A 13,075-nucleotide genomic window follows, 5' to 3' on the forward strand; every position below is an offset into this window, starting at 1 on the left:
ATGGCTAGAGCAAAGTTTCTCTGCGACGCTGAACGCTGCATCGAATGCAACGCCTGCGTAACCGCGTGTAAGAACGAGCACGAGGTGCCTTGGGGCATCAACCGCCGCAGAGTGGTGACGATCAATGACGGCGACCCGGGCGAACGCTCGATCTCGGTTGCCTGTATGCATTGTTCGGATGCGCCCTGTATGGCGGTGTGCCCGGTTGACTGCTTCTATCAGAACGAAGAAGGGGTCGTCCTGCACTCCAAGGACCTGTGCATTGGCTGCGGCTATTGCTTCTATGCGTGCCCGTTCGGCGCGCCGCAATACCCACAGGCAGGCAACTTCGGATCACGCGGCAAGATGGACAAATGTACCTTCTGCGCCGGTGGCCCCGAGGAAACGCACTCGACCGCAGAGTTCGCCAAATACGGTCGCAACCGGATCGCAGAAGGCAAACTGCCCATCTGCGCCGAGATGTGTTCCACCAAGGCCCTGCTTGCCGGTGACGGCGACGTGGTATCGGCCATCTATCGCGAACGCGTCGTGGCGCGCGGTTTCGGGTCTGGCGCCTGGGGGTGGGGCACAGCCTACGACCAAAAAGACGGCTGATCCTTGGCCAAACCTTCCCCGGCGCGCAAACCGTGTGCCGGGGACCACTAAGATTTTTCGACGAAAAATCTCTGCCCGCCCGGAAAAGGGCCTACGCCAATGACCGCGTCACGAGGTTCATATGACTTTCCTGCGACTTCTGTTCTGTCTCATTGTTTTGACTGTTCCTGCCCTTGCTCAGGATGCTCCGGATCGCAATTCGACGGGTGGTGCGACCACGCTCGAGGATATCTTGGCCCGGCAGCGAGGTGAAGACGTGGACACCACATATCGCTCGGATAACACCGGCCAGGGCAATGCCGAAGGCCTGTTGGGCCAGTTGGGCACACGCGGCGTAGCATCTGACAGCGACGTCTATCGCGCTTTGCGCTATGGCTCGGCAGATGTGACCGTTTCGTCGAATGGCCCCGCCGCCAGCGTCTTGATACAGGACGGAGGCATGTGGTGGTTGAATTTCCGAACAGGCCCGTTGCGCGATTACGGCACGTATATTCTGGCCGGGATGCTTGGCATCCTGCTGCTGTTCTTCTTGGTCCGGGGTAAAATCCGCATTGATGGTGAAAAGACGGGACGCACGGTTACGCGTTTCTCAGGCTTTGAGCGGTTCGGACATTGGCTGTTCGCGGGCTCTTTCCTTATCCTTGGCCTGACCGGTTTGCTGACCCTTTATGGTCGAGACTTTCTGATCCCGATCTTCGGGAAAGAAGGTTTTGCAGCCATAGCGCAGGGCTGCAAATGGCTGCATAACAACCTCGCCTGGGCCTTCATGCTGGGTTTGATCATGGTCACTGTGAACTGGATCGCCCACAACATCCCCAACCGCACCGACCTGAAATGGCTGGCCGCCGGCGGCGGGTTGTTCACGAAAGGCAGCCATCCTCCGGCCAAAAAATTCAACGCGGGTCAAAAGATCATCTTCTGGGCCTGTATCCTGCTGGGCATATCGATCAGCCTGTCTGGCCTGTCTCTGCTGTTCCCGTTTGAGATGCCGCTGTTTGCTAAGACCTTCTCAATCGCAAATGCCACCGGCATCCCGCAGATGTTGGGTATGAACCTTCCGGTGCAGATGTCCCCCCAAGAAGAGATGCAATATGCTCAGGTTTGGCACGTGATGGTCGCCTATGTCTTCATCGCCATCATCATCGCGCATATCTACCTGGGCTCGGTTGGCATGGAGGGCGCTTTCGACGCGATGGGCACCGGCGAGGTCGAGGAACAATGGGCGCGTGAGCACCACTCGCTTTGGCTGGAGGAGGTCCAGGAAAAAGAGGCCAATAAGGCAGTGGCCTCGCCTGCGGAATAGATGCGCGGTCTAATCCTTGCACTGGTGTTGACCCCCCTGCCCGCTTTGGCCGAGTTCTTCACGCTGAAAGGTCATGGCGGTCCGATCATGGGGATTGCCTCCGCGCCGGACGGCCGGATTGCGACGGCCAGCTTCGACAACTCCGTCGGCCTGTGGTCAGACCGCACGCCGCAATGGCTTGAAGGGCACGAGGCTGCCGTGAATAGCGTCGCCTTTGGCGACACAGCGATCTATTCCGCTGGTGACGACTTTACCCTGCGCCGGTGGCCGGATGGCCAAATCCTCGGGCGGCACAAGGGCAAGATCGTCGATATTGCTGTTTCAAACTCTTACATCGCCACTGCCAGTTGGGACGGCACGATAGGGGTTTGGCCGCTTGACGGGTCAGAGCCAAGGATATTGGGGCCCACAGGCAGCGGTGTGAATGCTGTTGTGTTCACACCAAACGGAGATGCGCTGTATACCGGCGGGGTTGATGGGGCGGTTCGTCTTTGGGATGTCGCAACCGGTCAGGAAAAACTGCGATTGGTTGATAACGGGTTCGGCATCAACGAACTGGTCCTGAATCCCCATGAAAACTGGATTGCCTATGGGGCCGTCGATGGCGTCACGCGCATTCGTGATCTGACTACAGGCGACGAGCATGATTTCACCCTGGACCGCCGTCCAATCCTTGCGCTGGCTCTCAGCCCGGACCGCCGCCTGCTGGCGGTGGGGGATGGTGAGGGTCATATCATGTTGGTCGATACCATCGACTGGCGCATCGCGCAGGATTTCCGGGCCACACTCCGCGGCCCGGTCTGGGCGCTGGCCTTCTCAACCGATGGTAAAAACATCTATGCAGGTGGTATAGATGAGGCGATGTATAGCTGGCCGGTATCTGACCTAAATGATCAACAACGGATGGCCGCGACTGAACCAAGTTTTCTGAAGAACCCTGACCAGATGAATAATGGCGAACGCCAATTCGTGCGCAAATGCTCGATCTGTCACAGCCTGACGGCGGACGGGCACAGACGTGCTGGACCTACGCTCTCTGGTGTGTTTGGTCGCCGGGCGGGCAGCTTACCGGGATATTTCTACTCGGACACGCTGCAAGACTCTGATATCATTTGGAATGACGAGACGATAAATGCCCTTTTCGACCAAGGACCAGACCATTACATTCCGGGATCGAAGATGCCCATGCAACGGATTACACAAGCGGATGACCGCAAAGATTTGATCGCCTTTCTGCGCCGCGTCACGGCACCGGAAAACTGAACCGGAGGTAAATATGAAAGCCTTTATAGCCGCAGTTGCCACGATGGCTGTAATTGCCGTCGCTGCGCCATTTGCCTTAGGTCAATTCGGATTCAGCGCGGCGAATGCCAGCGCGGGTTCGGCCGTGCGCCTCGACTGAATGTCAGAATACCTGACCACCAAAGAACTGGCGGACCTGCTGCGCATTGGCGAGCGTAAAGCCTATGACCTTGCCTCATCCGGCGAGGTCCCCTGTGTCCGTGCCATGGGCAAACTCTTGTTTCCAAGGGCTGAAGTCATTGCCTGGCTGAACGCATCACGTAGCGGACCGCAGGTCGCAGAACCGTCGCTGCCGCCGATCGTGGCGGGCAGTCATGATCCGCTGTTGGATTGGGCTCTGCGGGAAAGCGGGTCGGGCCTGGCAACTTATTATGACGGCTCATTTGACGGCTTGAATCGTCTGAAAGAACGATCAGCGCAGGCTGCGGCGCTGCATATCCACGAGACAGACGGATTCAACACGCAATCTCTGCAGGACCATCTGGGAGAGGCACCCGTCATTCTGTTCGAACTAGCAAAACGCCAGCGTGGGCTACTGATGGCCCCCGGTGTGACTGGGATATCGGACTTTTCTGACCTCAGGGGCCGTCGCATTCTTCTTCGTCAGGACAGTGCCGCCAGTCAACGGTTGTTCGACACGCAACTGCAGGCGCACGGCCTGAACCGAGACGATCTGGATACCCTGCCGACCTGCGCACGTACCGAAGAAGAGCTGGCCATAGCCCTGCATGACAGCAAAGCCGATGCCGGATTCGGCCTGGGTGCGCTTGCGGGGCTGTACAATCTGGGCTTTGCCCCGACCCATACCGAACGCCTGGACCTTGCCATCTGGAGGCGCGCCTATTTCGATGGCCCGATGCTTCGGTTGCTCGGCTTTGTGCAATCCGACCGCTTTGCCACCCGGGCAGAAGAATTCGGCGGGTATGACTTGTCGGATCTGGGAACCATCCATCACAATGGAGCCAGCGGCTGACCCTATTGGGCGTTGGGAAAGAACAGCTGCTGGCCGTCCAGCGTGTAAGATGCGATGGCCGCCTGCCCTTCGGGCCCGGTCAACCAGTCAATAAAGCGCTGCCCCGAGGCCGCCCGCACTTTGGGATGCTTGTCAGGGTTCACAAGAATAATCCCATATTGATTGAACAGGAGTGGATCGCCCTCAACCATGACCTCTAGGTTTCCCTTGTTGCCAAAGCTCTGCCAGGTCGCCCGATCCGTCAGCGCATAGGCACCCATCCCACTAGCCACGTTCAGTGTCGCCCCCATCCCGGATCCAGTTTCCCGGTACCAAGTGCCCGAAGCGTCGGTCGGGTCGATACCGGACGAGGCCCAATGGCCCAGCTCCGCCTTATGCGTCCCGCTGTCATCCCCGCGTGAGGCGAAGGGCGCCTTGGCCTTAGCCACGGCGGTCAGCGCCGCGATAATGTCAGTTCCCCCTTTCACTTTGGCGGGATCGGATTTTGGCCCCACAAGGACGAAATCATTGTACATCACGTCCGACCGCTCAACGCCCCAACCGTCAGCCACAAATTTCTCCTCGGCAGGTTTGGCGTGAACCAGCAAGACGTCCCCGTCACCGTTGATCGCATTGCGGATCGCCTGCCCTGTACCAACAGCCACCACGCGGACATCAATCCCGCTTTCGGCTTCAAAGCCTGGCAGGATATGGTCGAACAAGCCCGAATTCTGAGTCGACGTGGTTGATTGGACTACAATAAATGGCGTTTCGGCCAATGCGGCTGTAGTGTTCAGGCCAAGCGCTATTACTGCAGCCCCGACGAATTTGCGGATCATTTGAACTCCATATTCTGATTAGGTTACCAGACCACCGGCAACAAACCGGCGCGCGGCGTCACTTGTCGGGGCATCCAGAACTTGTTTGGCAGCACCGTGTTCGACCACGTGTCCGGCCTGCATCATGACGATATCCGCTGCCAGACGGCGTGCCTGACCGATATCGTGGGATACCATGACAATGCGAACCCCTCGGTTCGAAGCGCGCAAGATCATCCGTTCGATCATCTGCGTAGCACCGGGATCAAGCGAACTGGTTGGTTCGTCCAGGAACAAAGTTTCCGGGTCCAGCGCCAGCGCGCGCAGGATGGCCAGCCGTTGCGCTTCGCCCCCGGACAGCGATCTGGCGGACTGGCGCGCCTTACCCTCTAGCCCACCTTCGGCCAGCAATTCGTCGATCCGGGATTTGCGAGTTGCACGGGACATGCCCTGACGCTTTAGCACAAAATCAAGATTGGCTGACACCGACCGGCGCAACAGAACCGGTCTTTGAAACACCATCGCCTGTCGTGATTTGTGATACGCATTCAGGGCAGTCCCGTCCTGCTGAACCCTGCCGCTATCCGGGACAATAAGCCCGTGCAAACAGCGCAAAAGCAGGCTCTTGCCCGCTCCGTTCGGCCCAAGGATCAAAGTTGGTCCCAGCCCCATCAGGGATAGCTCTGGCACTTGAAGCAGTGTCTTTCCCTTGCGGGAAATCTGTAAACTGTGAACAGAAAGACATTTCACCATCTCGGGCACCAGATCACGCATGGCGCAACCCTTCCTTCTCGGCCCGCAGGCTAAGCGTGCTGACCATGGCGTTTACTGCGATGGCTATGGCAATCAGGATGGCCCCAAGCGCAAGCGCCAACGCCAAATTTCCCTTGGACGTTTCAAGGGCGATCGTCGTCGTCATCACCCGCGTGACGTGGTTGATATTGCCGCCAACGATAATAACCGCTCCAACTTCGGCAATCGCACGGCCAAACCCCGCCAGCAATGCCGTAACAAGAGACAGCCGCGCATCCCACAATAGCACCGGAATCGATGCCATCCGCGACAGGCCGAGTGAGCGGAGTTGCTCGGAATATTCCTCGGCCAGCATTTCGACCACTTGACGTGTCAGTGCGGCAACGATCGGGGTCACCAGAACGACCTGAGCAATAATCATAGCCGTCGGTGTGTAGAGCAATTCAAGGACCCCCAACGGGCCGGAACGCGACAGCATCAGATAGACCAGCAAACCTACCACAACCGGGGGCAAGCCCATCAAGGCATTCATCAAGACGATCAGAATCCGCCGCCCTGGAAAACGCGCAACGGCCAAAGCCGCGCCCATGGGCATCCCGATAACGGCAGAAATCAGAACGGCAAAAACAGAGACTTTCAGGGACAACAGAACAATCGCCCACAGCTCCGGATCCCAATGAAGGATCAAAGCAAGCGCAGACCTGAATTCTGTTGTAAAATCCTGCATTATCTACCTAATATCACCCATGTTGAACAGTTTGCTATAATTTACAGGTAATTACTATGACAAACGCCATACAAGTGCAGTCACATTTTCGACGCTTCCAACAAAAAACGCGGCCCCGTTTGGGACCGCGCCATATTCCATCGTGAACCTGACTCAGTTCAGTGCTGCATCCGAAATCTGATGCGTCCAGGCACCTTCGGGTTGTTTGGTGATAACGGGATCAGAACCACCGGCAAGCAGCGTCCCTACAGTGCGCTCAAAATCCGCCGGATCAAGCGATCCGTTTGAGCCCGCAGTCAGCTTGGCAATCTCACCCATCATACGTTTCTGATGCGCTTCGGTCTGGGCGCCAGTCGCGTCATTTTCAAGCACGATATCGGCCGCTTCATCTGGGTTCTCTTCGGCATATTTCCACCCCTTCATCGACGCCCGCACGAAACGTTCCATCTTGTCGACAAATGCCGCGTCGCTCAGGTTCTCTTCAAGAACGTACAGGCCGTCTTCCAGCGTCGCGACGCCCTGATCTTCGTATTTGAATGTGACCAGTTCGTCGGGGCTAACGCCGGAATCTATGACCTGCCAGTATTCGTTATAGGTCATGGTGCTGATGCAATCAGCCTGACGCTGCAGCAGCGGGTCGACATTAAAGCCCTGCTTCAAAACCTCGACGCCATTTTCGCTCTTGCCACCGGTATCAATGCCCAGCTGGCTCATCCAGCTCATGAAGGGGAATTCGTTGCCAAAGAACCAGACGCCCAGTGTCCGGTTCTTAAGGTCTTCTGGTGCGGAAATACCGGCATCTTTCCAGCAGGTCAGCATCATACCCGAGCTTTTGAAAGGCTGGGCAATATTCACCAGCGGCAGGCCCTTTTCGCGCGCGGCCAACGCAGCTGGCATCCACTCGACCGTCACGTCAGCGCCGCCACCGGCAATGACCTGTGTCGGCGCTATGTCCGGGCCGCCTGGCAGAATGGTGACATCAAGACCTTCTTCTTCGTAGAACCCTTTGTCTTTGGCCACGTAATAACCTGCGAACTGAGCTTGCGTGACCCATTTCAACTGCAATGTCACCTCATCCGCTGACCAGGCTGCACTGGCGGCCAGGCTAAAGGCGGCAACCGCCCCGCTGAGTATCTTTTTCATCTTCACATCTCCTAGTTTCAGTTGGCGCCCCATTTTTCATTTTTGGGGTCTGTTGAATTCTTATCCGCGTTGCGACGGGTGCCAGAAGGTCACCGCCTTTTCGATCATGGCCACCAGACCATAAAATGATGTCCCGGCCAAAGCCGCCACTACGATCTCGGCCCAGACCATATCCAATGAGAGCTGCCCCACGCTGGTTGATATCCGAAACCCCATGCCAAGCGTCGGTGAGCCAAAGAACTCGGCCACGATAGCGCCGATCAATGCAAGGGTGGTGGATATCTTGAGACCATTGAAAACAAATGGCATCGCGGCAGGCAAGCGCAGCTTCAGAAAGCTCTGCCAATACGTGGCGGCATAAGTCTCCATCAGGTCGCGCTGCATTGCTGTCGCCTCGCGCAGCCCGGCGACGGTGTTCACCAGCATTGGGAAAAAGACCATCACGACAACCACCGCCGCTTTGGAGTGCCAGTCGAACCCGAACCACATGACCAGAATCGGCGCGGTGCCAACAATCGGCAGAGCGGCCACGAAGTTGCCCACGGGCAAAAGCCCAAGGCGCAGAAAATCCCACCGGTCCACTGCAATCGCCATCAGGAAGGCGGCTCCACAGCCGATGATGTAACCGCTCAGCGCGCCCTTGATGATGGTTTGCACGAAATCCATCCAAAGCGTGGGCAAACTGTCCCAGAACCGAATCCAGATAACCGATGGAGCGGGCAGAATGACCAAAGACACCTCAAGGCCGCGCACCAAAAGCTCCCAGATGATGATGATAGTCAGACCAAAGATCAGCGGAGCCAGAAACCGGACCATCCGCGTATCAGCATAGGGCCCGCTGGCCAAGCGGCTGTTCATCCACCATCCCAACAGCCACACACCGAGTGCGCCCAGAATTGGTATCATTGCGCAATCCCCATCCGTTTCAGGACCGACTTTTCAATCAGCCCCAGAAGCCCCACAAGACAGGCCGCCAGAATCGCCGCCGCAAACAGGGCCGACCAGATTTGCACGGTCTGACCATAATAGCTGCCTGCCAGCAGGCGCGCGCCCAGCCCCGCGACTGCCCCGGTGGGCAATTCCCCCACGATGGCCCCTACCAATGAAGCCGCAATGCCTATCTTCAGCGATGTGAACAGATACGGCATCGAGGCCGGCAAACGCAGTTTCCAGAACCCCTGCGCGTGGCTCGCGCTATAGGTACGCAGCAAATCCAGTTGCATCGCATCAGGGCTGCGCAAACCTTTGACCATGCCGACCACGACAGGAAAAAAGCTGAGATAGACCGATATGACCGCCTTGGGGATAATCCCCTGCACGCCAACGGAATATAGGACCACAATGATCATCGGGGCCAGAGCGATGATCGGGATGGTCTGGCTGACTATCGCCCAGGGCATGACCGACAGGTCCATGACCCGGCTATGTACGATCCCAACAGCCAGCAGAATTCCCAGACCGGTGCCAATGGCAAAACCCAGTATCGTCGCACTCAGCGTCACCCAGCCGTGATAAACCAGCGAGCGCTTTGAGGTGATTTTCTTCTGAACTGTTGTCTTCCATATCTCAACGGCCACCTGATGCGGAGCGGGCAACCGTGGACGATCCTGTTCCCACGTGGCTGGAATGGCAAAGCTATTGTCCAGAACCAGGCTGAATTCGGACAGATCGCGACGATCTTTTGCCGAGGGTGGCTGAACTGTGGCGCCGGCCCGTTCCTGTTCGGTCAGAACACCTTTGATATTCATCGGAATACAAGCGGCGTACCAAAAGGCTACTATGACGGCCAGTACCGTCAATACAGCCCAGAATGCCTTGAACCCGCTGCTATTCATCCGAATGCCCCGCGCGCAACCCTTCTCGCACCCTATGGGCAACTTCGATGAATTCCGGCGTGTCGCGAATATCGAGCGGCCGCTCTTTCGGCAACGGACTGTCGATCACGTCAGTGATCCGTCCGGGCCGAGGGCTCATTACAACGATCTTGGTGCTCAGATAGACGGCCTCAGGGATGGAATGGGTGACAAACCCAATGGTCTTTTCAGTCCGCGCCCAAAGTGCCAGAAGCTGCTCGTTCAGGTGATCGCGGACAATCTCATCCAACGCGCCAAAAGGTTCGTCCATAAGCAGGATATCCGCATCAAAGGCCAACGCCCGTGCGATGCTGGCCCGTTGCTGCATTCCACCCGACAACTGCCAGGGAAACTTTCCACCAAACCCCTCAAGATCAACAAGTTCCAAAACCTTGTTTACGCGTTCTTCCTGCTCGGCAGCTGTAAACCCCATGATTTCAAGCGGGAGCTTGATGTTCTTGGAAATGGTGCGCCAAGGGTACAGACCCGCGGCCTGAAATACATAGCCATAGGCCCGTTTCCGCCGCGCCTCATCCGGAGTCATACCGTTGACGGTCAATGTCCCGCCAGTCGGTGTTTCCAACGCAGCGATGCACCGCAAAAAGGTGGTCTTACCACAGCCGGAGGGCCCGATGAAGCTGACGAATTCTCCCTTTTCGATGGTCAGGTTCACATCCTTCAGAGCGTGGACCGGCCCGTCATTGGTCTGAAAGGTCAGATCCAGTTGCCGCGCCTCGATTACAGGCGGTGCAGCGGTTTCAATATTCATTCCATCCCCTTGAACTTAAACCGTAATAAGACGTGATATCTGCCACATATTCTGTCATACACCGGTTGCTGGAATACCCGTGCGTACCACCGGTCGCGGAGCTGTCAGCTCTTTCCAAGTACTCAGCGCCTTGTTGACGGTTGTATTGGCCTCGCGTTCAACAAATTGGCCATGGCCTTCCTGAGTCCTGATCTCTCCGTCATGCACTGCAACCTGCCCACGGGTCAGAGTAAAGCGCGGCAAGCCTTTGACCTCTTTGCCCTCAAACACGTTGTAGTCGATCGAAGATTGCTGCGATTTCGCGCTGATCGTCTTGCCTTTCTCAGGATCCCACACCACCAAATCGGCATCGGCACCTACAAGAACTGCGCCCTTTTTTGGATAACAATTCAATATCTTGGCGATGTTTGTTGAAGTGACTGCCACAAATTCATTTGGCGTCAGCCGACCAGTGTTCACCCCATGAGTCCACAGCATCGGCATCCGGTCTTCCAACCCTCCGGTACCGTTCGGGATCTTGGTGAAATCCCCCACGCCAAAGCGTTTCTGATCCGTCGTAAAGGCGCAATGGTCGGTGGCCACGACACTCAACGAACCAGATTGTAATCCGTTCCACAGGCTATCCTGATGCTGCTTGTTTCGGAACGGAGGGCTCATGACCCGCCGCGCCGCGTGGTCCCAATCCTGGTTGAAATACTCGCTCTCATCCAAGGTCAGATGCTGGATCAAAGGTTCCCCCCACACCCGCTTGCCCTGCATCTTGGCACGCCGAATGGCCTCATGCGCCTCTTCGCACGAAGTGTGCACCACATACAGCGGCACTCCGGCCATATCCGCGATCATAATCGCGCGGTTGGTCGCTTCGCCCTCGACCTGCGGCGGACGGGAATAGGCATGTGCCTCGGGACCTGTATTGCCTTCGGCCAACAGCTTGGCGCTGAGCTCGGCAACAACATCGCCATTCTCGGCATGCACCATGGCCGTTCCACCCAGCTCGGCAAGACGCTTGAACGAAGCATACATTTCATCGTCATTGACCATCAACGCGCCCTTATAGGCCATGAAATGCTTGAACGTGTTGATGCCGCGTGTCTCGATCACCGTCTTGAGGTCATCAAACACCTGCTCGCCCCACCAGGTCACCGCCATGTGGAAAGAATAGTCGCAATTTGCACGTGTCGACTTGTTATCCCAGCGCTTGAGCGCATCCAGCAGGCTTTCACCTGGGTTGGGCAGAGCGAAATCAACCACCATCGTGGTTCCTCCAGCCAATGCCGCCCGGGTTCCGCTTTCAAAATCATCGCTGGAATAGGTGCCCATGAACGGCATTTCCAAATGCGTATGCGGGTCGATCCCGCCAGGCATCACATAGCAGCCTGTCGCATCCAGTTCCGTATCACCTTTTAGGTCCGGCCCAATCTCAGTGATCACCCCATGCTCGACCCTCACATCCGCCTGGTAAGACAAATCCGCGGTTACGACGGTCCCGTTCTTGATAACAGTGCTCATATCAATCTCCCTGATGCGGTCTGCGCCGCTTGCTTCATCTGGCTACAAATACCTCGGGGGAGTCGCCCGACGGGCGACGGGGGCAGAGCCCCCTATTCCACAATCCCAGCCGTCTCTACGACCGCATGAAACAGAACATCCGCCCCGGCGGCAGCCCAATCCTTGCTGATTTCTTCGGCTTCGTTATGGCTTAGCCCATCCACACAAGGGCACATCACCATCGCTGTTGGTGCAACCCGGTTGATCCAGCAGGCATCATGACCGGCGCCCGAAATGATATCTGTATGAGAATAACCCAACCGTTCAGCCGCATCGCGCACGGCTGCCACGCAGCCTTCATCAAATTGCACCGGATCAAATCCGCCGACCTTCTCGAATTCGATCTGTAGGCCCATCTCATCCACGATATCTTCGGCCGCTACGCGCAGACGATTTTCCATATCGGTGATCACGTCCAGATCGGGCGAACGGAGATCGACAGTAAACACAACTTTCCCCGGGATCACGTTACGCGAATTCGGAAACACATCAATATGCCCCGCCGCACCCACCGCGTGGGGCGCATGGGACCAAGAAATTTCGTCAACCTTTTCAAGGATACGCGCCATCGCCAATCCGGCATTCTTGCGCATCGGCATCGGCGTAGACCCGGTATGGGCGTCCTTTCCGGTAACTGTAATCTGGGTCCAGCTGAGACCCTGACCATGGGTGACAACGCCGATATCCTTCCCTTCGGCCTCAAGAATGGGGCCCTGTTCGATATGCAGCTCAAAAAAGGCGTGCATCTTTCGGGCACCAACCTCTTCGTCACCGCGCCAGCCAATGCGGCTCAGCTCATCTCCGAACTTCTTACCATCGGCATCCTCACGGTCATAAGCCCAATCCTGCGTATGCATCCCGGCAAAAACCCCCGAGGACAGCATCGCAGGTGCATAGCGCGTGCCTTCTTCATTCGTCCAGTTGGTCGCAACGATTGGATGTTTGGTCTTGATTCCCAAATCATTGAGCGTGCGGATGATTTCCAGCCCGCCCAATACACCCAGAACACCGTCGTATTTGCCGCCTGTCGGCTGCGTATCCAGATGTGAACCCACATAGACCGGCAATGCCTCGGGGTCCGTGCCCTCTCGATGCGCAAACATATTGCCCATTTGGTCCAGCCCCATGGTGCACCCGGCCTCTTCGCACCATTTCTGAAACAGCGCGCGGCCTGCCGCATCTTCATCCGTCAGGGTCTGACGATTATTGCCCCCCGCAACACCCGGGCCAATCTTGGCCATCTCCATCAGGCTGTCCCACAACCTGTCGCCATTGATCCTGAGGTTCTGCGCCGGAGCTGCCATCCTAGTCTT

Annotated in this window: 14 protein-coding genes; 5 read left to right on the forward strand and 9 right to left on the reverse strand. The window is 57.0% G+C overall.

Translation table 11 applies throughout. The features are described 5' to 3' along the window. The 5 genes from fdh3B (at window position 1) to AC2FHX_RS04830 (ending at window position 4,172) form a co-directional block, all read left to right on the forward strand. Entirely contained in the window at window positions 1–594 is a 594-nt protein-coding gene (gene fdh3B, locus AC2FHX_RS04810) for a formate dehydrogenase FDH3 subunit beta (RefSeq protein WP_085821701.1), read from the forward strand. 121 nt (window positions 595–715) lie between these two features. Beyond that, a complete protein-coding gene (locus AC2FHX_RS04815) occupies window positions 716–1,897 on the forward strand; it encodes a formate dehydrogenase subunit gamma (protein WP_496700130.1) in 1,182 nt (393 codons plus the stop codon). Next, on the forward strand, window positions 1,898–3,160 hold the full coding sequence (locus tag AC2FHX_RS04820; RefSeq protein ID WP_496700128.1) for a c-type cytochrome: 1,263 nt from the start codon (window positions 1,898–1,900) through the stop codon (window positions 3,158–3,160). It begins immediately after the preceding gene. Between the two features lie 13 nt (window positions 3,161–3,173). Continuing rightward, the gene (locus AC2FHX_RS04825; protein ID WP_281972248.1) at window positions 3,174–3,299 is read left to right on the forward strand and encodes a hypothetical protein; all 126 of its coding nucleotides are present in this window, start codon (window positions 3,174–3,176) and stop codon (window positions 3,297–3,299) included. After that, window positions 3,300–4,172 carry a substrate-binding domain-containing protein gene (locus AC2FHX_RS04830; RefSeq protein ID WP_281972249.1) on the forward strand — a complete coding sequence of 291 codons (873 nt, stop codon included), beginning with the start codon at window positions 3,300–3,302 and terminating at the stop codon, window positions 4,170–4,172. 2 nt (window positions 4,173–4,174) lie between these two features. Here AC2FHX_RS04830 and AC2FHX_RS04835 read toward each other — a convergent pair whose 3' ends face one another. The 9 genes from AC2FHX_RS04835 to AC2FHX_RS04875 all read right to left on the reverse strand — a co-directional run bounded on the left by AC2FHX_RS04835 (window position 4,175) and on the right by AC2FHX_RS04875 (window position 13,066). Then, window positions 4,175–4,990, reverse strand: a complete 816-nt coding sequence (locus AC2FHX_RS04835; protein ID WP_281972250.1) for an ABC transporter substrate-binding protein — start codon at window positions 4,988–4,990, stop codon at window positions 4,175–4,177. A gap of 18 nt (window positions 4,991–5,008) precedes the next feature. Next, the gene (locus AC2FHX_RS04840; RefSeq protein ID WP_496700126.1) at window positions 5,009–5,743 is read right to left on the reverse strand and encodes an ATP-binding cassette domain-containing protein; all 735 of its coding nucleotides are present in this window, start codon (window positions 5,741–5,743) and stop codon (window positions 5,009–5,011) included. Next, window positions 5,736–6,449, reverse strand: a complete 714-nt coding sequence (locus AC2FHX_RS04845; RefSeq protein WP_281994749.1) for an ABC transporter permease — start codon at window positions 6,447–6,449, stop codon at window positions 5,736–5,738. Before AC2FHX_RS04845 ends, AC2FHX_RS04840 begins: the two co-directional genes overlap by 8 nt. A gap of 153 nt (window positions 6,450–6,602) precedes the next feature. Then, window positions 6,603–7,592, reverse strand: coding sequence for an ABC transporter substrate-binding protein (locus AC2FHX_RS04850; RefSeq protein WP_271946556.1), 990 nt, complete (start codon window positions 7,590–7,592; stop codon window positions 6,603–6,605). A gap of 60 nt (window positions 7,593–7,652) precedes the next feature. Beyond that, window positions 7,653–8,498 (reverse strand): ABC transporter permease, encoded by an 846-nt coding sequence (locus AC2FHX_RS04855; RefSeq protein WP_496700125.1) that lies wholly within the window; start codon window positions 8,496–8,498, stop codon window positions 7,653–7,655. Next, window positions 8,495–9,427 (reverse strand): ABC transporter permease, encoded by a 933-nt coding sequence (locus AC2FHX_RS04860; RefSeq protein WP_496700123.1) that lies wholly within the window; start codon window positions 9,425–9,427, stop codon window positions 8,495–8,497. The genes AC2FHX_RS04855 and AC2FHX_RS04860 overlap by 4 nt, the downstream gene beginning before the upstream one ends. Then, window positions 9,420–10,214, reverse strand: a complete 795-nt coding sequence (locus tag AC2FHX_RS04865; protein ID WP_271946553.1) for an ABC transporter ATP-binding protein — start codon at window positions 10,212–10,214, stop codon at window positions 9,420–9,422. The genes AC2FHX_RS04860 and AC2FHX_RS04865 overlap by 8 nt, the downstream gene beginning before the upstream one ends. A 54-nt stretch (window positions 10,215–10,268) precedes the next feature. After that, window positions 10,269–11,723 carry a dihydropyrimidinase gene (gene hydA, locus AC2FHX_RS04870; protein WP_281972255.1) on the reverse strand — a complete coding sequence of 485 codons (1,455 nt, stop codon included), beginning with the start codon at window positions 11,721–11,723 and terminating at the stop codon, window positions 10,269–10,271. Window positions 11,724–11,815: 92 nt separating this feature from the next. Continuing rightward, entirely contained in the window at window positions 11,816–13,066 is a 1,251-nt protein-coding gene (locus tag AC2FHX_RS04875; protein WP_496700120.1) for a Zn-dependent hydrolase, read from the reverse strand. Window positions 13,067–13,075 lie beyond the last annotated feature (9 nt).

The sequence above is a fragment of the Ruegeria sp. CDSC042 genome (assembly GCF_059610745.1).